This is a genomic window from Sediminicola sp. 1XM1-17 (assembly GCF_037203765.1).
GTDB lineage: Bacteria > Bacteroidota > Bacteroidia > Flavobacteriales > Flavobacteriaceae > Sediminicola.
The window spans coordinates 225022-251377 of sequence record NZ_JBBCAS010000005.1 but is presented as its reverse complement, the minus strand read 5'-3'; the positions used below and the strand labels follow the sequence as shown (position 1 = coordinate 251377).

Annotated in this window: 19 protein-coding genes; 9 read left to right on the top strand and 10 right to left on the bottom strand. The window is 41.7% G+C overall.

Features of this window, described 5'->3' with window-relative positions; all coding sequences use genetic code 11:
* Positions 1 to 25: 25 nt before the first annotated feature.
* The 3 genes from WAA86_RS09685 to WAA86_RS09675 form a co-directional block, all read right to left on the bottom strand.
* Positions 26 to 6097, bottom strand: coding sequence for an alpha-2-macroglobulin family protein (locus WAA86_RS09685; RefSeq protein ID WP_337300799.1), 6072 nt, complete (start codon positions 6095 to 6097; stop codon positions 26 to 28).
* Positions 6098 to 6294: 197 nt separating this feature from the next.
* Positions 6295 to 7080: an SDR family oxidoreductase gene (locus tag WAA86_RS09680; protein ID WP_337300798.1), complete on the bottom strand. Its 786-nt coding sequence runs from the start codon at positions 7078 to 7080 to the stop codon at positions 6295 to 6297.
* A 2-nt stretch (positions 7081 to 7082) separates the two neighbouring features.
* On the bottom strand, positions 7083 to 7400 hold the full coding sequence (locus tag WAA86_RS09675) for a cupin domain-containing protein (RefSeq protein WP_337300797.1): 318 nt from the start codon (positions 7398 to 7400) through the stop codon (positions 7083 to 7085).
* A gap of 145 nt (positions 7401 to 7545) precedes the next feature.
* Here WAA86_RS09675 and WAA86_RS09670 point away from each other — a divergent pair, with 145 nt between their 5' ends.
* The 7 genes from WAA86_RS09670 (at position 7546) to WAA86_RS09640 (ending at position 14622) form a co-directional block, all read left to right on the top strand.
* The gene (locus WAA86_RS09670; RefSeq protein WP_337300796.1) at positions 7546 to 8904 is read left to right on the top strand and encodes a UDP-N-acetylmuramate--L-alanine ligase; all 1359 of its coding nucleotides are present in this window, start codon (positions 7546 to 7548) and stop codon (positions 8902 to 8904) included.
* Between the two features lie 79 nt (positions 8905 to 8983).
* Complete coding sequence (gene radC / locus WAA86_RS09665) at positions 8984 to 9682, top strand: RadC family protein (protein WP_337300795.1); 699 nt, start codon at positions 8984 to 8986, stop codon at positions 9680 to 9682.
* Between the two features lie 51 nt (positions 9683 to 9733).
* Positions 9734 to 11029, top strand: a complete 1296-nt coding sequence (locus tag WAA86_RS09660; RefSeq protein ID WP_337300794.1) for a polysaccharide deacetylase family protein — start codon at positions 9734 to 9736, stop codon at positions 11027 to 11029.
* A complete protein-coding gene (locus tag WAA86_RS09655; RefSeq protein WP_337300793.1) occupies positions 11022 to 11711 on the top strand; it encodes a YjjG family noncanonical pyrimidine nucleotidase in 690 nt (229 codons plus the stop codon). The genes WAA86_RS09660 and WAA86_RS09655 overlap by 8 nt, the downstream gene beginning before the upstream one ends.
* Positions 11712 to 11784: 73 nt before the next feature.
* Entirely contained in the window at positions 11785 to 12324 is a 540-nt protein-coding gene (locus tag WAA86_RS09650; RefSeq protein ID WP_337300792.1) for a hypothetical protein, read from the top strand.
* A complete protein-coding gene (locus WAA86_RS09645) occupies positions 12321 to 13751 on the top strand; it encodes a DUF5723 family protein (RefSeq protein ID WP_337300791.1) in 1431 nt (476 codons plus the stop codon). Before WAA86_RS09650 ends, WAA86_RS09645 begins: the two co-directional genes overlap by 4 nt.
* 13 nt (positions 13752 to 13764) lie before the next feature.
* Positions 13765 to 14622 (top strand): hypothetical protein, encoded by an 858-nt coding sequence (locus WAA86_RS09640; RefSeq protein ID WP_337300790.1) that lies wholly within the window; start codon positions 13765 to 13767, stop codon positions 14620 to 14622.
* Here the strand turns inward: WAA86_RS09640 and WAA86_RS09635 are convergent.
* Entirely contained in the window at positions 14619 to 15896 is a 1278-nt protein-coding gene (locus WAA86_RS09635) for a replication-associated recombination protein A (RefSeq protein WP_337300789.1), read from the bottom strand. The genes WAA86_RS09640 and WAA86_RS09635 overlap by 4 nt on opposite strands.
* A 92-nt stretch (positions 15897 to 15988) precedes the next feature.
* Between WAA86_RS09635 and WAA86_RS09630 the strand changes: the two genes are divergently transcribed.
* A complete protein-coding gene (locus WAA86_RS09630) occupies positions 15989 to 16741 on the top strand; it encodes a rhomboid family intramembrane serine protease (protein ID WP_337300788.1) in 753 nt (250 codons plus the stop codon).
* A gap of 2 nt (positions 16742 to 16743) precedes the next feature.
* Here WAA86_RS09630 and rlmB read toward each other — a convergent pair whose 3' ends face one another.
* From rlmB to WAA86_RS09600, 6 genes are all read right to left on the bottom strand, one after another.
* On the bottom strand, positions 16744 to 17487 hold the full coding sequence (gene rlmB, locus WAA86_RS09625; RefSeq protein WP_337300787.1) for a 23S rRNA (guanosine(2251)-2'-O)-methyltransferase RlmB: 744 nt from the start codon (positions 17485 to 17487) through the stop codon (positions 16744 to 16746).
* A gap of 58 nt (positions 17488 to 17545) precedes the next feature.
* Positions 17546 to 18349, bottom strand: coding sequence for a hypothetical protein (locus tag WAA86_RS09620; RefSeq protein WP_337300786.1), 804 nt, complete (start codon positions 18347 to 18349; stop codon positions 17546 to 17548).
* A 156-nt stretch (positions 18350 to 18505) separates the two neighbouring features.
* Complete coding sequence (locus tag WAA86_RS09615) at positions 18506 to 19237, bottom strand: hypothetical protein (RefSeq protein WP_337300785.1); 732 nt, start codon at positions 19235 to 19237, stop codon at positions 18506 to 18508.
* 408 nt (positions 19238 to 19645) lie between these two features.
* Positions 19646 to 20629, bottom strand: coding sequence for a hypothetical protein (locus WAA86_RS09610; RefSeq protein ID WP_337300784.1), 984 nt, complete (start codon positions 20627 to 20629; stop codon positions 19646 to 19648).
* Positions 20630 to 20639: 10 nt separating this feature from the next.
* Complete coding sequence (locus WAA86_RS09605) at positions 20640 to 22286, bottom strand: SusD/RagB family nutrient-binding outer membrane lipoprotein (protein WP_337300783.1); 1647 nt, start codon at positions 22284 to 22286, stop codon at positions 20640 to 20642.
* A gap of 26 nt (positions 22287 to 22312) precedes the next feature.
* Entirely contained in the window at positions 22313 to 25567 is a 3255-nt protein-coding gene (locus tag WAA86_RS09600) for a SusC/RagA family TonB-linked outer membrane protein (protein ID WP_337300782.1), read from the bottom strand.
* A 410-nt stretch (positions 25568 to 25977) separates the two neighbouring features.
* Between WAA86_RS09600 and rpsL the strand changes: the two genes are divergently transcribed.
* Positions 25978 to 26352, top strand: a complete 375-nt coding sequence (gene rpsL / locus WAA86_RS09595; RefSeq protein WP_013305196.1) for a 30S ribosomal protein S12 — start codon at positions 25978 to 25980, stop codon at positions 26350 to 26352.
* The last annotated feature ends 4 nt before the right edge of the window (positions 26353 to 26356 follow it).

Genomic DNA, 26356 nt, shown 5'->3' with positions numbered 1-26356 from the left:
CGATAACTAATTACCAAAAGTATAATTATTTCTCCATGACGTGTATCCTGTTTCCTTTGCTATGGCTACTAAATTCAGGAGCGTACATACTTTGAATGGTAGTAATGCCATTACTGAAATCCCCTGGATTGTTGACCCTTAGGTCATACTCAAATACATAGATACCTTTTGGTAGGGTATCAAAAAAGAAATTGGTGCTGGCATCTTTGGTACTTTCGTAATACCCCAGACCATCTTGCCATTTATAATGTGAGATTGTATTTACCGGTTCCAAACCGGCTGCTCTCATATCTTTGAGATGTATGTATTCCATGGTGCGATCTGCCCTGACAACAACGTGAACCCGAACAAGATCACCAACTTTTACCTGAGTGTCCCCTGTCAGTTCTTTGAGTTCCTCCCCGTAATCGGTGTTCTTTTTCAGGAACAGTTTTTTTTCAAGTTGCAATGGGGTTTTTGCAGGGGATATTTTATCCAAATCCTCAAAATACTGCCAATACAGCGCACCCCAAGCAATGCCTTCCCCTTGATTGCCCAGCTGGACGTCTGCCATTTGGGAATTTATCTCACTGCCGTTCCATGTGGTTTTGTAATAGCCGCTACCAGCTTCAATAGGGGTATCTCGCTTTTTAGGATGATCAATGTGCCATGGGCCAATGTTATTTCCCCCTACTTTTACAGTAACTGCATCTGTTATGGAAAGCCACTCGCGGCCGCCGAGCAATATGGCATATATGGCATCTGTAGTGGCCTTTGTGGTTGGCCAGTGGTTGGTCTGTTTGTTCTTTAACAACCAGGTCTTTAAAAGGTTTATATCTTGCTTGTTGTTGGCGTCTGTTGCTCCAACCTCGGTAAATGCTTCAATCAGCAAGGCCTGTGTTTCAATGGGAGAATGTTGCCAATGCCAAGAACTGGTATTTTCTTTCCAATACATTCCTAATTCATCGCTTGATATGCTGTTTTCCTTTAAGGACCGTACTATTTTTTGTGCTTCTGAAACCATACCCTTTCTTTGAAAAACAAGTGCCAATAGGGCTTTTTCATATAAACTTTTTCTAGGCCAATACTTGGATGCCTGATCCAGGTAATAGTTCATTGCCCCTTCGGCTATGGTAGAGATAGGTTGGTCACCATAAAAACTCCTAACATATAAGTAGTGGATCTGCATCGAACTAAGGTGATCATTATTCTTGTAATCCTTGTGTTTCATTGCCTCCTTGTACTCGGTCACAAAAGCTTCATCCAGGTATCCCAGGCCTTTTTCTTGCAGTAAGCTGACCTTCTCTCCAATGGGTGCGGCATCCAAATTTTTTAAATGTCCTATGCCAGCCAAGATATGTTGGGTAATGAACCTATTGGCAGGCCCCCCGGGGAACCAGGCCCATGCCCCTGAGGACATTTGGTTGTTTGTAAGTTTATGCAGCGCCATTTGCTGTTCTTGCTGCATGTGGCCTTGGTTGAACAACAGAGCGATTCTTTTTTTCTGTTCGGTTTCCGTTTGCGCGTCCCTCAACCATGGTGTTTCTTGAATTAAAATAGATTTGAGATCCTGATTCTTTTCCAGATTGCTCTCCAAGGCTCCAGTTCTTGCCCACTGATTGAAAACAGCTTCAATGTTGGGATTCGACTTTGTGATATGATTGGCCAGCGTATTGGCGTAGAGCCTACCGAAGATCTGCTCGTTGCAGTCATAAGGGTATTCCATAAGATAGGGCAGGGCCTGTATGGCATACCAAGTTGGATTGGAAGTGATCTCCAAGGTAAGTTTATGGTTGCTTCTGGTAGTTGAGGTGGTTTCCTTTAATTTATCCAGTGTAAACGTTTTGGTCTGATTTTTATGGACCCACATGGGCAAAGTTTCGGTGACCAGCATTCTATTGGTAAGCACCGGTAGCGTATTTTGTTCGCCATCGCTAAAATCGCCAGCTTTTGCCATGACCGTAAGTTCAACCGCCTGAATGTTTTTGGGGATTGCCAGGGACCATGATACCTGTGTGTTGTTCATGGAAGCTATCTCAAAATCCTTTTTGTTTTCGCTCATCATTTCAGCAGTTGGTATTGATAGTATGTCCTGTGTAATGTCCTTACCGCTAAGGGCATCCCTTACCATAATGGTGGCCTCACCCTTAAGAATGTCCTCGGTAAGATTGCTGATTTTACTGCTGATGGTTATTGTATCGCCCTCCCTCAGGAACCTGGGAACATTAGGGGTGACCATAAGCTCCTTTTGGGTCACGGTCTTAAAGGTCTTCACTGTACTTTCCAAGGCCGATGTATGGGCCAATACCTGGAGCTTCCATGAGGTAAGGGCTTCAGGGGTCTTGAAACTAAAGGAAACGTTTCCTTCCTTATCGGTTTTTAAATGTGGAAAGAAAAAAGCGGTTTCCTGAAGGTTTTTACGGATTTGGACAGGTTGCGGAGCTGATTCTTTCCCAGTGGCACTATGGTCCATTTCACCATTGGTTTTACTGGAACTTGCAGGTGTCGGGGGCGCAATAACTTCTTCGGCCAATTCTTGTGTGTCATACATAGCTTCCACAACGATAGGTCCGGAATTTTTAATCATCATTTGGTTCCTGTACAATCTATTCCCAGTCCCAAAATAGAAGTCGAACCAATTAAAGGTGTCGTATCCCTGTGGACTATAATCAGGACTTTCCATCTGGTCAATACGGGTATTGAAATATGCCGTTCCAAAACTTTGGTTGGCATTGGTATAGTATGTGGAGTAGTAAGTTTGTTGCGCCTTCGGATCAAAGTTCCATTGATGGTTCCTAAAGGTATCCAGAGAGGCATCATACATACCGGCCAGTACTTCGGCGGTCACTTTATCACCTTCAGCACCTTTGAATCTAAAGCTCCAGGTTTCTTCTGCACCTGGTGCCAATTTGTCCCTGAACGTAATGGTTTCCATTTTTAGATTATTGTCGGGATAAGGCAGCACAATGCTTTTGTTCCCGTGTACAAACCCGTTAAAAGCAGAAAAACTGTACCCGATGGTAAAACCGCCCAAATCACCTTCGCCGGTGGGGATAGTTAAGGTCTTGGTATTACGGGACAAGGGAAGGACGATGGTTTTGGTGACCTTGTTATCTTTTTCAATGAATAAGGTGACCTTTAATTTAGCGGCATTGGTGGCCAAGGTAAGTTTTACTGCCTCGCCAACGGCATAGGTCTCCTTGTTTGTTCTAATATCGAACAGCTGATTGTCTGCCAAGCGCTTATCCTTATTGGAGAATAGGGTGGCATGTTTGATAACTTTTACCTCCCTGCCAAATTTATCCTCACTTTCAATTACTATGGCATACCTTCCCGATACCCAGAAATTGATTTTTCCCAAGTAGAATTTGTCCAAAGTGGCAGTGTCAAAAGCTGATTGCCACACCAAAGCTCCTTTTTCCCAGGATTCCGGATTTTCCTCCTTAGCATAGGAATCGTGTGGAAATAGTCTCTGGAACTCTTCTTTTTCAAAAGCTGAAAATTCCGGTGCGGGCCATGGTCTTTCTCTCAGTACGCTTTTAGGGCCTTTAAGTTTATAAATTTTAATGGTGCCCATAGCGGAAATTTTTTGGCCATTTAAATTGGTAGTGGTGATTTCAAAGGAATGGTCATCCTTATCTTTGTCCAAAGTATTGGGCATATTAATGTTTGCCATCAGTGAATGGTATCCCACGCGAACCACTGTGGTGGTGCTATGGGTTTCACCATTGATATCGGTTACATCCGCAGTGATCTCATAGGAGAAAATAGGGAGATCTTGCTCTGGGATACTGACATCGGGTAGTGCTTTGAAGTTGACTTCATATTTGCCTGCTTCATCGGTCATGGTCTCCCCATGGGCAATCTCTTGGGAGGTGCCACTGATATGAGGGCGGCTCCAATAATACCATTCCGGATATTGAACTATCCTTCGAACAGAGTAGGAAACCTTTGCATTGGTAACTGGACTTCCGGCAAAAGCGGTTGCGTTACCTTGGATCGCAATGCTATCATTGACCTTATAACTTTCTGTAACTTGATCGAGCGAGGTTTCAAATTTTGGCCGTTTGTATTCCTCTACCGAAAAATTGGAATAGCCACTTAAATTAAGCTTGTCGGAGCTGATTCTGATGGAATATTCGCCAGTAAGCCCGTTACTCGGCAAAATAAACTGACCTTGAAAGGAGCCGTAGTCGTTGGTTTTATATTCTTGTCTACCAATTTCTTGGTTATTGGCATCAAGAAGCACTGCTATGGCTTTGGTGTTTTTTAATAACGCTGTGGTGAGATTGTTTCTTTCCATAGCGATTCCCTTAAAGAATACGGTCTGACCTGGTCTGTAGATACTTCGATCCGTAAAGATGGAAGTGAAATAATTGGTTTCGGTAGGTAGACCTTCATCGGAATCCTGTGAAATAAAATAGCTGCCAAAATAAGCACGTTCATCTCCGGTGTTGATTTCCAGGGAAACATTGGTCCATCTTTCGTTGGTAAGCGGGATGTTGATGAAGCCTTGTTTGTCTGTTAAGAACGATTGTTTTTGTACCTGCCCATCGTAATTTCTTTGATGGCTTACTGTAATTTGTGCCTTTGAAACTGGAAATCCATTAATGCGATTAACGACCTGATATTTTTGTTCATTTGGTCCTTTGGTTTCAATTACGGCAATATTCGTTACCTGAAGGGTCTGGAAGGCGTACGAACTGTCGTTTACGGCAAGTATTGCATAATGGCCATTGGGTAATGGGGGAAGTAAAATTTCCGTACCGTGCAGTAGATGGTCACCTACATTCTTTAAGGTAGCTTTCCATTGCTTCCCAGCATGCAATTCTTTGATAAAAGCCAGTTGTTTTTCAATGGGGTAGGCTTTTTCCAACTGGGCCTTTTGCTCGCTTGAAATGCGATAGGCGGTAAGATGTAAACTATCCCTATTTTTATAGTGGACCAAGATACGGGAGGGCAGATTTATCGGTATATGTTCCTCAGCCCTTAGCTGAAGGCTCTTCGATAGTATTTGAGTTTTTAAATAGGAACATTTATCAGCTGCGGGACTTTCGGGATATTTTTCCATGATGGTGTTGCAGATATCCAAGGCCTCTTTTCGCTTCCATTGATGTTCCACATTGGATTCGGGCAGGTAGTTATTTGCCCATTGGTCGTATAATGCTGCAATCTCATATTTATAAAGTCCGGCCAGATCATTGTCAAGGGATTTGGCTGCATTTTTCAAAGAAGTTAGATAATGTTGGTCCACCCCATCGAAGGTCCCATTTTGCCTTACAAAATGTAAACGTTCAATATCAACATCGATATAGGGTAGTAGGGAATTGTCCTTCTGGTGGGACATCAATAGCTGCTGATAAAGCTTCAAGGCTTTTAGTTGTAGGGAGCTACTGTCTTTTGCGCTAAGTTGTAGGGTGCTGAATTTTTCTCCGGTTGACAAATATTCCGGCTGGTCCAATTCAAACCTATAGGCAGGACTTGTGATGCTGTTTTCACTTGACTTGTAAAAATCTAGTGCCGTGTGTGCCAAAACATCGTATAATGTGGGCCTGTATTGATGAGATCCTTTTTGATGATGTAGAATAGCTGCAAAAAGGGATATCTCCATGCTTTGCAGGGCTTCGGGATTTTCAAGGGAGCGCTCGAAATGAAGGTTTATTTCCGCAAATAAGGTGTTCAGATCCCACGTCCTGAAGTCTACAGGATCTACTTTCTCCAGCGTCCTGGTCCTATTGTAATACGTGTACCGGTTCTGTTGAAAGTATTGCCAAAAAAGGTTTGCCAAATAGCTCTCCAAGATATTTTTTGTGGGAGGGGATGCTTTGGCTATCTCTCGATTGAATTCATTGACAATGGTCAATTGTGAATCTTCCTCCAATATCATGATGTATTTGGAAGAGTAGAGTAGGGCTTTGATGGTCTGGGTTGAATTTTTCTCTTTTTCTGCTTTTTGAGATATGGTCCTGACCAGTTCCAGAGCCGAGGTAGTCAAGGATTCATTTTCCAATTGTGCCACTTTTTTCCAAAGGGCTTCATATGAATTTTCTCCTGTTTGTTGGGCTGTTCCCATTACACAGGAAATAAGGACTACAAGTAAAAGGACAAGGTTTTTCATCTGTATAAAGTTAAAGACAAAAATGAATTTTTTAATGGAATAGGTTTAAAGGGGCTTGAACAACAAAAAAACAATTCAAAATTGGTTCCACTTACCTCAAAAGCAAAAAGAATACCAAAAAACGAATGTTTAAAAAACAATAAGTCCCAATGGCATTTTGGGACTTGTTGTTTGCTTCAATTTTGGGAGGTTTCCTTTTACAGGGATTTTAACATCCCGCCATCAATGGGGATATTGGTTCCTGTAATGAAGGATGCTTGTTCTGAGGCCAGAAATGCTACCAAATAGCCATACTCCTTGGGATCCCCAAACCTACACACGGGAACATTGGCAAGCATTTGCTGGTTCACTTCTTCGATAGGGATGCCAAAAGATTTGGCTTTGGCCCCATTGAGGCCCTTTAGTCTTTCGGTATCAAAATATCCCGTCAAGGTGCTGTTCACGGTTATACCGTAGTGGCCAACATCAGCCGCCAGGGTTTTGGCCCAAGTGGTCACTGCTGCTCTTATGGAATTGCTCAAGGTCAAATAGGACAAAGGCTCTTTGACGGATACGGATGCGATGTTGATGATCCTCCCATATTTTTGCGCTATCATGCCCTTTAAGGCTAGCTCAGTGGTGAAAACCACGGTTTTGAACAGTAGGTCAAAGGCCGTCTGATAGTCCTCCACATGCTTATCCATGGCACCACCGGAGGCAGGGCCCTGGGTGTTGTTCACTAGGATATCCACTGAATTATCCCTGAAATAACCTCCAATAATTTCTTGATAGGAGTTAAAGTTGGTAAAGTCCACTTCCAGAAATTGGTGCTTTTGCCCTTGGTCTGTTGGCAATTCGGATATAATATCCTTCATTTTGTTGCCACTCCGGGCCATGAGGGTAACACTGGCGCCACTCGCTGCCAATTGCTGCCCAATTGCTTTGCCAATTCCCTGGCTACTGCCGCCAACCAAGGCCTTCTTACCGCGTAATGATATTTCCATGGTTATTTATATTCTTCTCTGGTCGGACTAAAGACATCCATTAGTTTGCAATTGGTAAGGGCTTTGCCACTATGGGTCATGTGGGGTGCAATGACCACCAAATCCCCCGGCTCATAAACTTTGGTGTCACCATCCAGGGTAAATTCAAAACTTCCCTCCAGTACATGCATTACCTGTTCGTTCATATGGGAATGTTGTGGGACTTCTGCCCCTTTTTCTACCTCCCAAAAGGCCAAGCTCATGTTTTCGGTATGTATTAATTTGCCGTTGTACCCAGGCATAATTTCCTTTGGGGTTACATCTTTTAACTTAATATGCATATGTTATTGTCATTTCTACGAATATAAACAATATTCAATACTTGGGAAGGCCAAAAAGAGGGCATGGTGCTAGTCTAAAATCAGCCCATATAAAATTTTATTAGGCTGTCGCAATCATTATCTTTACCTTTTTAAAATTGATTTGATGCACATTCATTTTATAGCTATTGGCGGAAGTGCCATGCACAATTTGGCATTGGCCCTACACCATAAGGGCTATACGATTACAGGGAGTGACGATGTAATATTTGAACCATCCAAGGGCCGATTGGAGACTAAAGGCCTCTTGCCCACATCTTTTGGTTGGTTTCCCGAAAATATCCACACCGGTCTTGATGCCGTTATTTTGGGAATGCATGCCAAACCCAACAATCCCGAATTGCTCAGGGCCCAGGAATTGGGATTGAAGATATATTCCTATCCAGAGTTCCTTTACGAGCAATCTAAAAACAAGACTAGGGTGGTCATAGGCGGCAGTCATGGAAAAACTACCATTACCTCCATGATCCTCCATGTCCTGGATTACCATGATAGACCTGTTGATTATATGGTGGGCGCCCAATTGGAGGGTTTTGATCGAATGGTGCATTTAACGGAGGAAAATGACTTTATTGTTCTGGAAGGTGATGAATATTTGTCATCGCCGATAGACAGGAGACCCAAATTTCATCTGTACAAACCCAATATTGCCCTGTTGAGCGGGATTGCATGGGATCATATCAATGTATTTCCTACCTATGAGAACTATGTGGAACAGTTCCGGATTTTTGTGGATAGTATAGTGAAAGGAGGAAGCATTACCTATAATACTGAGGATGCCGAAGTAAAGAAGGTAGTGGAGGCTTCAGAGAATCCCATTCGGAAATTGGCTTACGAAACACCGGCCTATTCCGTGGAAGATGGGCAGACCCTTCTGGAGACTGAGGAAGGCCCTATGCCGATTGAGGTATTTGGAAAGCACAATCTAAGCAATTTGGCAGGGGCCAAATGGATCTGCCAAAATATGGGGGTGGATGAGGCCGACTTCTATGAGGCCATTGCTACATTTAAAGGGGCTTCCAAACGATTGGAAAAGATAGGGGAGGGCAAAAATAGCATAGCCTATAAAGATTTTGCACACTCTCCAAGCAAGGTGGCTGCAACAACAAGGGCTGTCAAGGAGCAGTATCAGGGAAGAAAGCTTTTGGCCTGCCTGGAACTGCACACCTATAGCAGTTTGAATGCCGAATTCTTAAAGGAATACAAAGGAGCTCTGGAGCACGCGGATGAAGCCGTGGTCTTCTATTCTCCGGAATCGGTAAGGATTAAACAATTGGAAGAGGTGACCAAGGACCAAATTGCAGGTGCTTTCGAAAGAAGTGACCTAAAAATATATACGGATGCCCTTTCGTTCAAAGAATTCCTGTTCGAACAAAATTTTGATGATTCCGTACTATTGCTCATGAGTTCCGGAAATTACGGGGGACTTAATTTTGATGAGGTGAAGGGTCTTTTGGCCAAATGAACAATAGGCTGAGCGTTAAGAAAAATCGATTTTTTTCTAGAAACATAATTTAAATTCTTTTGTTTGTTATCTTTAACAGATGCAAGAAAAATCGATTCCTTTCTCTATCAAACATTGGTCCAATGATGACAAGCCTAGGGAAAAATTGGTCCATAAAGGTAGGTCCATACTGACGGATGCGGAGTTGATTGCTATTTTGATAGGCTCTGGCAGTAGAAATGAAAGTGCCGTGGAGCTTGCAAAAAGGATATTGGCATCGGTAAACAACAACCTTAACGAGTTGGGAAAGCTGACCATCAAACAATTGATGCAGTTTAAGGGAATTGGAGAGGCCAAGGCCGTCACCATTGCCGCTGCCCTGGAAATGGGAAGGCGAAGAAGGGGAGAGACGGCTCAGAAGATTACCAAAATAACAAGCAGTAATTGTGTATTTGAGCTTCTGCAACCTTTTATGGGAGAGCTTCCCCATGAGGAATTTTGGATCGTTTACCTGAACAATGCGAACAAGGTTGTGCACTCGGCTCTTTTGAGCAAAGGGGGTATCACGGGAACTTTGGTCGATGTGCGCCTAGTATTGAAACGCGCATTGGAACTTGGTGCTGTAGGGCTTATATTGGCGCACAACCATCCTTCGGGCACCTTGATACCAAGTGAGGCGGACAAGCAGGTGACCCGTAAGCTACAAGTGGCCGCTGAGGCTTTGGACATAAAAGTTTTGGATCATGTGATCATTACCCAACAAGATTATTTTAGCTTTGCGGATAATGTCATGTTGTAATGAATCCTTTGCGAAAAGGAATTGCCTTACTCTTGGAATATTTAGGAACCTATGTTGTTGATATATACCCATAAGATTACCTCCCGCTTCACCTATATCATGAAGCACATTTTTACCCGAATACTGGGAATTGAGGTTGTTTTTACTACAAAAGTAGAAGACTTTATTAAACACACCGGGCCAAAAATAACATATACCAAGCAGCCCTTGCAAAATGAATTTTTTGTTCGGAGCAATGATCTGCTTTTTGAACAGGGCATCAACGACCTACAAATTAAAATGGGTGACTGGAATGGCATTCCCTGTTTTTTTGCCACGGGTGATAGGAGCAATATTCCATTTGATATTTTTGCAGCCAGTTTTTATTTGGTTTCCAGGTATGAGGAATATCTGCCCCATGTCAAGGACGTACATGGTAGATTTCCACCGACCGAGAGTCTCGCCTATCAGCACCAGTTTCTGGAACGGCCCGTTGTAGATCTATGGGCATTTCAATTGCTTAGGGAATTGCAGGAACGTTTCCCTGCCATGGAAGTAAAAAACAGGAAGTTTGCCTATACCTCCATCATCGATGTAACTACCTCCCACTGTTATGCGCATAGAGGTTTTGTAAGAAGCCTTGCAGGTCTGTTCCTAGATGTGGGTTCCCTAAAGTTCAAGCGCGTTGTAGAACGATTTTTGGTTTGGCTCAACCCTGGGCTGGATCCCTACAACAACTTCTCCAGCCTTATAGAACTCCATAAAAATTATGGTGTGGGTAGTATGTTCTTTTTTCAATTTGCGGAATATTCTACCTATGACAAAAATGTATCTCCCAACAACAATAGATTTAGACACCTAATCAAATCTGTTGCCGATTATAGTGTGGTATCTTTGGGTGCCTCTTACAGTTCTTTTGATAACAATGCGCTCCTAAAAGAGGAAAAAAAACAATTGTCACAGGTGATCAATAGACCGATCAACGCTTCCAGGATGCGATACAATAGGGTGGATATCCCAACAACCTATAGGAACCTTGTTGAAACGGAGTTCACCGATGACTACACCATGGGATACACCCATGAAATAGGATTCCGCGCCGGAACCTGTACACCTTTTTTCTTTTATGATATTCCTTTGGAGGTACAACAGCCCATTAAGGTGCATCCCTTTGCAGTTCATGATTACGCCTTGACAAAATACAGGGACAAGGATGAAATTTTGGAGAAGATTTCGTTTCTTTATAAAGAAACCAAAGAAGTCCATGGCGAATTTATCAGTGTGTTTTCCAATGAGCTTTTGGGAGGTGAGGGCAAAATAGATTGGATTGATTTGTACAGCACAGTTTTAAAGAATTTTTATGTTTAGAAATATTGTCACCGACGTTTTTTTTGATCTGGACCATACATTATGGGATTTTGAAAGGAACTCAGCACTTACCTTTGATAGGATATTACAGGCCAATAGGGTAGGAGTAGATTTAAATGATTTTTTGAAGGTCTATATTCCCCTCAATTTGGAATTCTGGAAACTATACAGGGATGGGAAGATAATCAAGGAAGATTTACGGTACCAAAGGCTGAAAAGGACCTTTGACTCCCTTGGCTTTACAGTATCAGATGAAACCATCCATGTTCTTTCTGAGCAATACATAGAACATTTGTCGTCCTTTACACATTTGTTCCCCAATACTGTGGAAGTCTTGGATTATTTGAAACCCAACTATAAGTTGCATATCATAACCAATGGTTTTCAGGAAATTCAGGAAAAGAAACTAAAAAATTCCAACATACACAGCTATTTTGATCAGATAATAGATTCAGAAATGGCTGGGGTAAAAAAGCCTAACCCCATAATTTATCAACTGGCGCTACAGAAAGCAAGGGTAACCCCAGAGAAATCAATTATGATAGGAGATAGCCTGGAAGCCGATATCATGGGGGCCAGGGCCATGGGACTTCATGCCCTGCATTTTAATGTGCATAATGATGAGAAACACAATTATTGTGATATGATTCATGATCTCAATGAAATAAAATCCTATTTATAGAGTTGTAGATGTAGTATCATTAGATAACTGCCACGATATGTGGTAACTAATGATTTTTTAAATCATTGTTGCAATGAAACACTTCGCATCCCTTTTTCTGATGATGATCTTTTGCTGTTCATGTATGCAAGAACAGGATTTCAACCAATTGGACGACCTGAATATCACTCCGACCATTACTTCCAGTATCCTCTATATGGAAGCTACGGAACAACTTATCAATACCGTTGTGCCGGGCGACTTCTATTCGGAAGAATTTAATTTTGACGCTTTTACGGAAGACTTTTTTTCCGAAGGCGTACTTAGCGGTGTTCTTACCTACGAATTGGAGAACTCTACCAGTAAGCGCATAGACATTCTTATTGAATTGCTGGATGAAAATGGAAATGTATTGGATGCAGAACAAATAGCGGTAGAACCTGCCCCTCCTGTTTTTGTCAAAAGGGTGGAAATTGCCTATGGGCCAGGGGGTCGTAGCATTGACATCATCAAAAATACTTCTGCCATTAGGGTGAGCGCCCAAAATCTTGGGGATGATACCAGTACATCCAGTGAAGAGAATCCCAGATTAATTCTGCGCTCCAGTGGAGCTTTTAAGGTTGATCTTTCATGAGATTAAAAAATCTAATGGTAGGTTTTATTCTTTTGTGGTCTTCTTCGGTGCTGGCCCAAAACAAGCAGCTGCTTTACGATTTTACGGAAGTGCCCCAAGCCTTAATACTCAATCCAGGTGCAAGGGCTACCTATCAATGGTATAGCGGGGTACCTTTGCTTTCAGGGCTTTCTGCCTATGCAGGAACCAACGGGATAGCTGTAAATGATATTTTTGCCAATGATGGATTGGACATCACAACCAAAATAAGGGACAGGGCCGTTTTTGGAATGGATTTTAGGGATGAGATCAGTGAAAGTGCACAGGTGGAAATCTTGAATGTAGGATTTAGAAGGAAAAATAGACCCAATGATTTTTATTCCTTTGGGATGTATTTGGAGGAAGATATGGTTTCCTATTGGCCTCAAGATCTGGCCATATTGGGATTTGAGGGCAATGCCAATTATATAGGGCGAAGGTTTAGTTTGGAACATCTGAAGGCAAGGGGAGAAGTGGTCAACGTTTTCCATTTTGGCCTCAACCGTAAATTGAACAATACCCTTAGGGTTGGGGTTAGGGGGAAATTGTATTCAGGTATCTTTGATGTCAGTTCTACCAATAATTCAGGTTATTTCGTAACCAATCCAGGACAGAACAATCTTTTGGCCAATACTCTGGTGGCTGATCTCGAGGTTAGAACTTCGGGTATCGATGCTTTGGCGCAGGGGGACCAAGATGTTTCCCAAACTTTTATAAAAAGGGCCCTGTTTGGAGGTGATTTAGGGTTGGGATTTGATGTAGGGTTTACCTACAGGTTGAATAGCAAAACCCTGGTTACTGCAAGTTTGCTCGATGTTGGCTTTATAAGGCACACCAAGGATGTAAAAAATTATACGCTTAAAGGCAGTGCTACCAATGAGGGCATCTCCATTATCCTACCGGAGGCCCTAGCCGATCCCAACAGGGATTTTTGGCAAGATCTGGTCGATGAGATAGAAGGACTCGTCCCCTTCGAAGACAATAGGGATAGCTATATCAATTTTAGGCCCACCAAACTGAATGCTTCGGTGCGGTATAATTTTGGAGAAGCTCTGGCTTCGCAGGAGGATTGCGAGTGTACCATAGATGGCAGCGGGTTAAAGGGTGGGCTGCCGGAATATACCAATAGTGTTGGGGGACAATTGTTCGTAATCAATAGGCCTAGGGGCCCCCAAGCAGCCATAACTGCTTTCTATATGCATAAATTTGGAAATTTTCTAGCGCTCAAAACCACCTATACGGTTGATAAATTCTCTTTTTCCAATATTGGACTTGGTATGAGTATGCAGGCAGGCCCAGTAGAGCTTTATGCCATGGCGGATAATTTGTTGGGATATAGGAATGTCTATGCCAGCCATTATGCCTCTTTCCAATTTGGATTAAATATTATATCTTGGGGCAGAAAATGATGGCAACCCATATATGAAAATCTCAGTTTTTACCTTATTTCTTTTTGCACTGTTCCTCGGAAACGCACAGACAGATCTCAACCAATACAAGTATATCATTGTCCCTAAAAAGTTTGATGGCTTTAGGAATGAAAATCAGTACAAGACCAGTACCCTGATCAAATATCTTTTTACAGAAAACGGTTTTAACCCCGTATATGAGGACGCCCTTCCAGACGACCTGAACAGGAATCGTTGTTTAGGTTTATTGGTTGGTTTAAAAGACGAATCCGGAATGTTCACCACCAAGCTTTCCCTTATTTTAAGCGATTGTAATTCCAAAGTGGTTATGCAGACCCGTGAGGGCATAAGTAAAGAGAAGGACTATATTACAGCATATGATGAGGCTATAAGAGATGCCTTTATTTCATTGCAGGGAACAAATTATGCCTATGCTCCCAGCGATGATCAAAAAGGTACCGTCAAGGTCAGTTTTAATAATGATGTAAAGCAGTTGAACGAGAAGGGCACCAACATGTCGGAAAATAAGGATTTGGAACAAGGGGCAGGGGCCGTCGCGGATTACCAACCTGCAAATGCAGGCGTGAACGAAACATCGGCCCAAGCGGAGGAGGCTCCCTCTTTGGAAGGCAACAAGGTTGGTTTTCTTTCCAAATTGGTATTATATGCCCAGGAACTGACCAACGGATATCAGTTGGTGGACAAAACCCCAAAGATAGTACTCAAAATGCTCAAGAGCAGTATGGCCGATGTTTTCATTGCAGAAGCTGGGGATCAAGATGGCCTGGTCTACCGAAAGGACGGAAAATGGTACTTTGAATATACTTCCAACGGTAAGGTGATGGTGGAAGAACTGCAGATCAGATTCTAGAAATCATATTTGCTTTTCCATCTGTTCTTTAGGAATTCCTTCAGCGCATTTTCCCGCTGGTTGTTGCCAGGTGTATAGAATGAAGTTCCCTTGATGCTATCCGGAAGAAATTCTTCCTCCACAAAATTATTTTGGTAATCATGGGCGTATTTGTATTCCTGCCCGTATCCCAAGTCTTTCATCAATTTGGTCGGGGCATTTCTTAACCCAATGGGCACGGAAAGGTCTCCAGTTTCCTGGACTAGTTTCTGGGCCCTGTTGATGGCCATATAACTGGCATTGCTCTTGGGAGACGTTGCTAGATAAATGGCACATTGGCTCAATAAAATCCGTGCTTCCGGATAACCAATGGTAGTCACGGCCTGGAAGGTCGTATTGGCCATGACCAATGCAGTGGGGTTGGCATTCCCGATATCCTCGGAAGCAGCGATCAACATCCTTCTTGCGATAAATTTCACATCCTCTCCACCTTCTATCATCCTTGCAAGCCAATAGACGGCTCCATTGGGATCACTCCCCCTTATCGATTTAATAAAAGCCGAGATAATATCATAGTGCTGTTCTCCGGTCTTGTCGTATAGGACCGTATTCTTTTGAACCTTGCCCAATACCATATCATTGGTAATCGTTATCTGGTCCCCACTTTCAGAGGAAATCACCAATTCAAAAATATTCAATAATTTTCTCCCATCGCCACCGGATAATTTCAGAAGGGCCTCAGTTTCTTTGAGTGTAATATTTTTGTTCTTCAAATAATCGTCCTGTTGCATCGCCCTGTGCAATAATGCTTCTAGATCCTCCTTCCCAAAAGGATTTAAGATATACACCTGGCATCTCGAGAGCAAGGCGGGAATAACCTCAAAACTAGGATTTTCGGTGGTGGCACCAATCAGGGTTACCCACCCTTTTTCTACCGCTCCCAGAAGAGAGTCTTGTTGTGATTTGCTGAATCGATGTATCTCATCAATAAACAGGATAGGGTTTTTGGTAGTAAACAAACCCCCGCTTTGTTTGGCCTTGTCTATGACCTCCCTAATGTCCTTTACACCGCTACTAATGGCACTGAGCGTATAAAAAGGACGTCCACTGGTGGTGGCTATAATATTGGCCAAGGTAGTTTTGCCTGTACCGGGAGGTCCCCATAAAATTAGGGAAGGCAGTATGCCTTTCTTTATGTGTTGCGTTAGGGTTCCTTTTTCACCGACCAAATGATGTTGGCTGACATAATCTTCCAAGGTTTTGGGGCGTACACGCTCTGCTAATGGTTCGTTCATGGCTTCAAAAGTATAACAATTATCTTGATGACAATTTATCAGGTTTTACATTTTTGGTCGTTTAATTGATGTTATAGCTTTAAATTATAGGCATGTCCGACGATAGATATTTCAAATTTTCAAATGCGGTATTGGTAGTGCCTTTCGTGGCCGTCTTGACCATATGGATGGTTTTTTTGTTGGAATTGAGATTACAGGTGAATTGGAGCCATTTAGGGGTCTTTCCAAGGACCCTGAGTGGGTTGAAAGGTGTTGTGCTCAGTCCTTTTATTCATGGTTCGGTAGAGCATTTGTACAACAATACCATTCCCATTGCGATTCTTTTGGGGGCACTGGTCTATTTCTACAAGGATATTTATTTGAAGGTGTTGCTTTGGGGAATTCTTATATCGGGGTTGGTTACCTGGGCAATAGGGAGGCCCTCATACCACATTGGAATCAGTGGGTTGATCTATGTACTGGCAAGCTTTATTTTTTTTAAAGGGATTTTCACGAAACATTATCGGCTTGTGGCCTTATCCCTGGTGGTTGTGTTTATCTATGGTGGATTGTTGTGGTACATATTCCCTATTGAGGATGGTATTTCTTGGGAAGGGCATTTGGGCGGTTTTATAGCTGGATTACTTTTGGCCATTCTGATGAAGGTCAGGACACCGCCCCTAAAGAAATATGAATGGGAGCGGGAAGATTTTAACGAAGAGGACGATCCGTTCCTCAGGCACTTTGATGCCGATGGTAATTTTATTGAAAAGGTTGAGGAAGAAGAACAGAAACAAACAGGGGCGACCTCGGTAAAGATTACCTATCACTACAAAAAAAACCCGCCCGAGGAGGGCGGGGATTGATCTTATTTTATGCGTTGTCTTACGACTTCGTATAGGAATACGCCACATGCCACAGAAACGTTCAGGGATCCTATTTCACCCAATAACGGTAATTTTGCAGTATCGTCCGAAGCCTTGAGTATAGAGGGGGATATCCCGACATCTTCGGCACCCATCACAATGGCACACGGACCATCAAAGGAAACATCATAGATGGTATTTTCGGTCTTTTCCGTAGCGGATATGACCCTCACCCCAGAGGATTGTAGGTAAAAAACGGCGTCCTTTAAGTGGTCCACCTTGGCAATGGGCACTTTGAAGGCGGCCCCTGCAGAAGTCTTTATGGTATCAGCGGTCACCGGGGCAGCACCTTTCTTTTGTATGATAATACCATCTACTCCGGTACATTCAGCAGTCCTGATAATGGCCCCAAAATTGCGCACATCGGACAATTGGTCCAATAAAAGAAACAGGGGTGTTTTTTGTTCCTTGGCCAACACCTTTTCAACAAGGTCTTCCATTTCATGGAATGAGATAGGGGAGATGGTTGCAACGACCCCTTGGTGGTTTCCTTTGGTGAGTCGATTTAACTTTTCAATGGGAACATAGGAAAACCCTATGCCGTTTTTACGCACCAAGGTTTCCATTTCCTTGATTAGATCGCCTTTCAGGCCTTTTTGGATAAATACCTTATCCAATGTTTTATCTGCGTTTATAGCTTCTATAATTGCGCGTATTCCAAATATTTGGTAGTCCTCATTTTTCATGGGGCAAAGGTAGGATAAAAAACCATTTTAAAATTTGCAGGCAAAATTAAATAATGGATTAATACTGTTGATTGAGCAACTTAAAAAGGGAGACGAGATCTACTTCTTTTTTTGTGTTGAGCTTTTGGACTTTAATGATGGATTTAAGGCGCTCCTTTTCTGATTTTTTTAAGGAAGCCATAAAGCTCTTTAGATTCCTGTCCAGAAAAAGGGCATATGAACCGGGGGTATTTTTGTCCACATAATAATATTCGGTGAAGTTGGTAAATTTGTCAGGTGTGGGTTTTACCATAGAGTTTGGTGCGGGTGCTCCTTTTTTAAATTTGACAAGATCTTTGCGCAAAAGGCTATATCGGTCTCCTTCCACGAGTAGGTTGAGGTATCCCTTGGAATGTTCATTCTTTTTGGACACCATAGTATGGTAGGTATAGGTGTTGGAGCCATCCTTTAAGGAAAATTGCACATCCTTGACCAGGGAGGAGATTTGCGTCTCCGACAGGCTTTCTTTTAACTCTATTTCGTCATTGTAAGCGTTGTAGCGATAGTAAAACTGTGCTATTTGTTCACCATTGGAATAAAGCGATCCCAAAGAAAAACGATCGTTCATATATGGAGAACCAATTGCGTTTTTCCAATCGACGGCTACCTCTGAATTACGGACATTGTTGAACAGGAAATCATTGGAAGGATTTCTACGGGTCATCATATTGGCAGCTGCTTCCATGGCGGCGTCACTGGATGGTCTGGTAGCGTTGTTGTAGTTAATGGTGTTTTGGGCCAGTATGGGTAGATTGACCATAAAGACCAATAAAAGGATAGAACCAGACTTTAATATATGTGCATGGAGAGACCGGGTATTCATAATTTGATTTTATCCTGTTAAATTACTAAATATCAGATCAGTGTCATAGAAGTATGATGTTAAATTAGTGAATCGTACCTTGATTTGTGACAAAAAAAACCTTCAGGTGGGCCTGAAGGTTTTTTGAATGTAGTTCTGTAATATGTACCGAAATTCTTAGATAGAATTGAGATAATTGAAAACCTTCATCAAGTCTTCCTCTTTCTTAAGGTTTATTTTTTCTTCCTTGATATAGGCGGCAAGGGAATCTCGTTTCTCCTTGTCAAATTCCCTCAAAAATTCACTTTTCCTATGGCCAATATGGTAAGCCAGATTGTCTCCGTCTTTCATAAAATAATATTCAGTGAAATGTGAAAATTTATTGGGTGTGGCCCGGACCATGGAATTTACAGGTTTGGTACCTTCGGTAAACTTCACGCTGTTCTTAAAAAATAGGTCGTATTTTTCGCCTTCATTCAATTGGTACAGATATCCATTTCTAACAATGTCCTTTTTATTTTTATAGGCCTTTAGAGCCAATTCTTTGTTATCCAATTCATCTACGAGTCTTAATTCTTTGATTGTTGCAAGGGAACTCTCTGGTTCTTCCCCAAACTGGGAGTCCTTTATTTCAACTTCATCGTTAAAAGCATTGTGTCTGTAATAAAAATTACCAATCACTTCATCGTTGTAATAAACTTTGCAAGGAACAAAGCGTTCATCAATGTAAACAGATCCAACTGTTTCCAAGTCTGACGGAGTGTTCAATTTTTTACGCATTTCTGAGAACGCAGCACCGGCATATCCATTTCCTGTAAAGTTGTCCAATTTAGTGCTGGTTGCTCCTTGGGCAAATGAACCTGCGTAAAAAAAGAGCATAGCCAAGGGTAGTACAATTGTTTTTTTCATTTCTTTAATTAATTATTATTTAAGCGTTGGACCAACAAAAAGTATTGGCCGTGCATTAGTTGCCATTTGTGATTATTTGTTACATCTAAGGTTGTTAAAACTTTACCATTTGGAAATAGAGAAAATAATCACCCGTATGGGGCCCTAAAAATAGGTTTTTTTAGTCTAAGTTCAAAGAAGGAGCCATAGGAGAATCATTTATGTAAGGGTAGGAGTTCCTGAAAAGACTAGGAGCTTTAAATTGGCACACATCAGTACCGGATGGATTTACTGCAATATTCCGGTATCACTATTAAAGAGCATTTTTCGCTGGAAACCATTCCAATTAGTGTAAATATGAAATTAAAAATGGAAAGGCCACTGTCCATTTTCATGGGAGTGGCCTTTCCGAATTATGTTTAGCTAATTTTAAATTTTTGTAAGCCTTACAGTGATCTGGTATGATCCTGTGTCGCATCCACCATCACCATCGAAATCCGAGATGTTCAAGATGATTTCATCGTCATCAACAAGGTTTTGATCGAAAAAGGTTGGTGTTTCGCCGGTAGTTTGGCCAATGTTTCCGCCACCACAACCTAAACCTCCAGTGTTAATGGCGCCTACCATACTGATTCTGTCACAAACAAAATTCATTGTGAAGCTATAATCAGAATCAAAAATCCCAGGGTAATAAAGGAAATTGAATTTTCTTTGTGTAGGTCCTGAAGCAGTTAAAGTCACCACTTGAGTACCGAAAGTTTCGGAACCAAAGAAAGGATCTGATCCAGTCAATTGCTCAACCTGATAGTCTCCCACGAAGAAATCTGGTGCATCGAACAAACATACCATGGAAGCTCTAGATTGGTAAGGTGCAGAATAGTAACCTCCTACCGCGCTAATGTTACCACTAACATCAGAACTGTTAATGGAACTACCATCGGTTAAAAACAACTCCCAGTTCAACTGGAACTGGTCACCACCATTTACTTGTGCAACAGACAGTCCTAGTGCAGTTAAGGCTTCACCAAAAGTGTAGTCAAAAGAACCAATTGGCATACCAAATTGACTTAATGCTGAAAAATCACTTTTATCCATACTACCAATGGCAACCGCTGCTTTGGAGTTGTCAACCCCATCTTCAAAGTTGTCAATGAAGTTGATACTAAAATCAACGCGCTCAAATTTTTCCATGGCGCTTGTGTTCTCAACTTCTTGATATTCAAAATTTACAGTGTATTTTGAATCAGTATCGAACAAGTTTAAACTCCTCCCGGTTTGGCTTGTTATTCTAAGAAAAGGGAGGTCCGTACTTAGATTTGCGCCAACTATATCAATTACGTTATCATCACTTGAACAACCTAAGGTTATTAAAGCTAGAGCAACAGTCGATATTTTTAATAATATTTTTTTCATTTTCTTTTATTTAGTTAGATAATGGAAATGCTGGTGAAGCAGGATTGGTATCCCAAAAAACTTGTTGGGTCTGATCTGCTTTTTGTGTCACATTTGAGTTGTTGTTCACAAAGTTTGCCGAATAGAATACAGACCTGATGAAAGCACCTGGCTGTGGTTCTAAACTTGGTTGTAGGTTATTTGGAAAACCAGTTCTTCTGTAGAAGTTGTAAGCATCAACTCCGTTACCGTACAAAGCGGTAAAGAACTCTTGTCCCAAAACATTCCATCCACCAGTACTGTCGGCATCAAATGCAGCAGCAATAGAAGCACTGTGAGCAGCAACATCGGCAGCAGTAGGAGCAGTTGAAAGATCAGCATCTGCATCCAAGGAACCAAATGATTGAACCTTAGCAACAGATTTGGCTAGACCAGCAAGAAGGAAAGTTCTAGCACCTACTGGGTTGTTGTTGACCATGGCAGCTTCTGCTCTCCAAAAATCTACCCAAGAGGCTAACAATATAGGAGTAATTCCATTTCCTCCTGCACCTTCACCTTGGCCTCTACCTTCAAATGTACTGTCGTCAAAAGCACCACCAGAAGGATAAACACCAGTTAAAGTTCTAAGGAATCCATCTGGAGGAGTACCCTCATCACTTCCGTGATCCCTACCCCAGTAACCGTTTGGCAACCAGCAGAACGGGAAGCCTGTATAGTGGGATGGTGCAGATTGTAAAGAACACTGCAAAACTTCCAAAGCCGGAGGAGCTTCTGCACCTGGGGTCTCTTCGTTTTGTCTGTAATAGTAGTAACGGATCCTTGGATCATCATTCTGAATCATGTAGTTCATCTGGTGATTGGACATGTAATCCGTTCCACCTTGAGCAGTATAACTAGCAGTATATCTAGGATGTCTAGTATCTGGTTGTACTTCATTAACTCCCCACTGGAACTGGAAATCATCTGCAGTTGAGGAAATGTAGTTGTTAGATGCAATGATTGCATTGAAACTAGCAATAGCACCGCTATCTGCCAATCTACTGGTCATGTACAATTTCAATTTAAGGGTGTTACAAGCTTTGATCCACTTGCTAGCGTCTCCATCATAAAAGAAATCGTTTTGTGGATCAGCAGCACCTCCATCTTGGAAATTGGCAATTGCTTTGTTTAATAGAACAATAGCGGCTGCATATACCTCTTCACCTGAGTCTAATTTTGGATTGAAATTCTCAGATCCTAAATTCGCCTCTGAATAAGGAACATCACCAAAATAATCTACCAACTCTGTAATGGTGTAAGCCTCCATAAATTGGGCCATTCCCAAATGATAGTTCAATTCTGCTTCTTCTGCCAAAGGCGTAAGGGCATTGATGTCCGTTCTAATCTGTGTGTAAGCAAGTGTCCATTCTCCGTCAAGTGAAGCAGGTGAATAAACGTTTCTATAGTCTCTACCGAACATATAATCAATTCGGGTCATTTCTGCACCATTTCTACTTAAACTTTCTACAAAAGAGGCAAACGATAATTGAATGCCATTCAATAAAAAGTCGGGGTTTCCTTGGTCTGCTGAAAGGGCATTAGGATTCTTCCTAAGGTCCAGTTCTGTTGTTTCGCAAGATTGAAGTAAAGAAGCTCCAAGAACCGTTGCGATACAAAATATTTTAAATAATTGTTTCATAATTTCGATACTTTGTTTTGTTATAATTAAAAGGTAGCCTTTACACTAAATCCATATCTCTTGGAACTAGGTCCGTTTAAGAAATCGAATCCAATTCCATTACCTACACCAACACCCGCAACGTTAGGGTCAAAGTTGGTTCCGTCAGGCATGTTGAAGGCCTTGTACCACAGGTTGAATCCTGTTACAGTAAAGCTTACCGATCCAAATGGAGTATTGTCCAAATGTTTTTTAGGCACAGCATATCCAAGGGATATTTCTTGTAACCTCAAAGTAGTAGCGTCGTAAACCTGTAATTCAGATGGTCCGAACAATACGTTACTGAAGTAGTAATCCGAGTTGTTGATCTGAACAGAGTTAGGGTTGCCATCTGGAGCAATTCCAGGTACAACATAAACATTCTCCCTGTCGGCAGTATCAGTGGTCAAACCTCTACCCAATAAGGTAGCTACAGTACTTGTGTAGATATCACCACCTTGAACGTGGTTCAATAGGAAACTGAAGTTAAAGTTTTTGAAAGACATGTTGTTGGTAACGTTCAACGTCCAGTCTGGAGTAGGATTACCAATTACAGGCAACAATCCATTTTCATCAACCTCTTCCTCAATATAGTTACCAGATCCACTTACCAAGAATTCTCCGTCGGCGTTTCTAGCAATTCTACTACCTACAATTACACCTAATTGTTCTCCTACAATAGCGGCATTACCTAAGTTTGAAAAACCAGAATAAACAATTAAATCCGTATCTGCACCCAAATCTGTTACTTCAGCTCTGTTTGTGTTAAAGTTAGAGTTAACGCTCCAGTTGAAGCCATCTTTTTCACTTCTAAAAATGTCCAAACCTAGATCAATTTCCAAACCTTCTCCTTCAATCTCACCAACGTTTGTTTGAGTAGAAGTACCTCCTGTACTAGGATCCAATGGTCTGTTCACGATCAAGTCTTTTGTAATACGCTTATAGGCAGATACGTCAAGAGTCAATCTACTGTTGAACAATCTTGATTCTAGACCTACTTCATATTCAGTATAACGTTCTGGCAAAATATCTGGGTTTGCCACAGTGTTGGAAACCGAGTTGGTAACCACTGTTTGTCCGTCTCCATTCAAGAAGGCTTGCGTATCAATATTTAAATCTACGGAAGTTGGGAATCCTTGAGCGAAACCTGCAGATTCTCCGTAACCACCTCTAATTTTTAAGTAGTTCAATCCACCTTGGCTAGAAAGTCCTTCGATCGCCTGTGTTGGAATAAAAGAGAAACTTCCTCCTTTGTACAACAATGATCTGTTTTCTTTGGACTGGTTAGAAACCCAGTCATTTCTTGCGTTAAACGTAGCATAGAACATTCTGTCATAACCAAAATCGGCCTGGGCATAAAGACCAGCAATGTTTTGGTAAGTAGTAAATTGGATTTCATCCTGAAGGTCAAAGTTGAAATGTCTCAACACTCCAAAAACATTCTGACCACTACTGGCAACACCTTGTCTGTCATAGTTGGTGCTTCTTGTAGTACCACCCGCGGTTACGTTAACATCCAATTTTTCTGTTAGGTCATAACTACCACTTAAAATGATAGAGTGATCCCAGATGGTATTGTTGTTGTCCCAAGTTTGGTAGATTCCACTTAAGGTTGCAGCACTACCATCAACACCACCTTTGTTTTGGTAATTGATATTACGTTCGTTGTAAACATCATAACCAAATCTATAGGTTAGATTTAGGTTGTCGTTGATATCGTACACTGTAGTCAAGTTACCAAATGCTCTGTTTGTAACCTGTTCGTTACGAGCATTTGCAACAGTCCAAAGTGGATGCTGTATACTGTTGTTCTGACGGTAGTAAGTACTAGCTCCAGTAATAGGGTTTTCAAAAGGAAGACCAATTAAATCTACGGAACGAGGTGTAAAGAACAAGTTTCCAAAAACAGAAGATCCGGAACCAAATGATCCGTTACCTGTACTTGCAGCTACCGGTGGACTCTTGAAATCTGTTCTTGAGTAGTTCATAGTACCGGTTATGGTGAACTTATTGCTCAACTGAGCTCTACCACCAATACCGATGTTGTTTCTGGTAAGGTTGTTCCCTGGGGTAAATCCTTCATCGTCCAAATGACCAAAACTGGCGTTGTATGATAATTTTCCATCATCAGAAGCGCCTGTTGCATTTACAGAAACGTTGGAAACACCACCAACTCTAAAAAAGTCCTGTACGCTGTTGTAAGGCTGCCATTTGTATCTTGCATTGGCCAGTTCTGGGAATGCCTGAGGAATTCCAGTTGCGCTACTTGCAGTTGCATATGGATGTCTAATTGTACCATCATTTGTATCCAGGTCGTAAATACCAGGAAAGTTCGCTGGGTTTCCAAATCCGGTAACACCATCTTTTCTAAAGCTTGGTCCCCAGTTACTGAAGAACCATCCAAATCTTTGGTCAAAACCGTTACCATAGTCGTCCTGATAATCAGGCATGGAAGCAATTTCGTTGAAGAAATAGGAAGTAGTTACGGTAATTTCTGACTTGGATTTTGTAGCTCCGGTAGAACCATTTTTGGTGGTGATCAAGATCACACCGTTCTTACCTTGCTCCCCATACAGGGTTGCTGCAGATAAACCTTTCAAAACACTTACGCTGGCAATACTGTTTGGATCCAAATCCAAGAAACGGCTAGAACCGTTGTTACCATCTACGAAAGATCCACCAGCGTTGGTGTCACTACTAAAAGGCACACCATCTACAATGAATAATGGTTGGTTGTTTTGTGAAAAAGACTGAAAGCCTCGAATAACGATGCTTGTTCCTGATCCAGAGATACCACTTTGAGCTGTAATGTTTACCCCAGAGGCTTTACCTCTAAGAACACGTCCTACATCACCTTCAGTTTTCTGCTCAAGATCTTCTGCCCCAACCGAGGCAACGGCATATCCCAATGCCTGCTTCTCCCTTTTGATACCTTGTGCGGTAACAACTACCTCTTCCAAGGCTTGGGCATCTTCGGTCATTTGAACGTTAATGGTGTTGCTGGCACCAATGGTCATTCTAACTTCCTTTTGACCTATATAGGTAAACAAAAGGGTTTGGCCCGCAGCTCCTTGAATGGAGTAGTTCCCATCAAAATCTGTTTGGGTCCCGTTAGTGGTTCCTAATACAACAATGTTGACCCCAGGTAGTGGCAGGCCGTCTTGATCGGTCACCGTACCTGAAATCGTTTTTTCCTGTGCAAAAGTCAAATGCACAACAAACGCTAATAGTAGCGTTAAGATTCCATTTAGTTTTGTTCTCATTTTTAAATTATTTGAATTAGCTGACCGCTAAAATCATAATTTCATGTTAATAAACCAAACTAATTTTAATAATTATTTAGGAATTTTTTAGGACGGTTTATAGTTTTAAATCTATAATCGACTATTTTTTTTGCTGAATTGACAAGGTTAACGCCTTCTTTCTGTGTTGTTAAAGGGTGCGTGTGAATTGTCTTTGGGGTGTTGGGTATTTTGATGTGATTGTCACCAGGAGTTTCAGGGGGTCTATAATAAGGTATGTTTATCTGTCTTTTTGGTCGTTGAAAGAATGCTATTTCATCTTTTTTTAAAAAACATTGGAAATTAATGCATTAGAATTTGAATTATTGGTAATAATTACTACATTTGCCAGCCCTTAAAAGAGGGTAAGTTTTATACATATAAAATATAGTATGCCAACAATTTCACAATTAGTACGAAAAGGAAGGGCCACAATTACTAAGAAGAGTAAATCGGCTGCTTTGGATTCGTGTCCACAGAGAAGAGGGGTTTGTACTCGTGTTTACACTACAACACCAAAGAAACCAAACTCGGCAATGCGTAAAGTTGCAAGGGTTAGGTTGACCAATGGTAAAGAGGTGAACGCTTACATCCCTGGAGAAGGACACAATCTTCAAGAGCACTCGATAGTATTAGTAAGAGGCGGAAGAGTAAAGGATTTGCCAGGTGTTAGATACCACATCGTTAGAGGTGCTTTGGATACAGCAGGTGTTGCTGGAAGAACCCAACGTAGATCTAAGTACGGAGCTAAACGACCTAAGAAGTAATTAA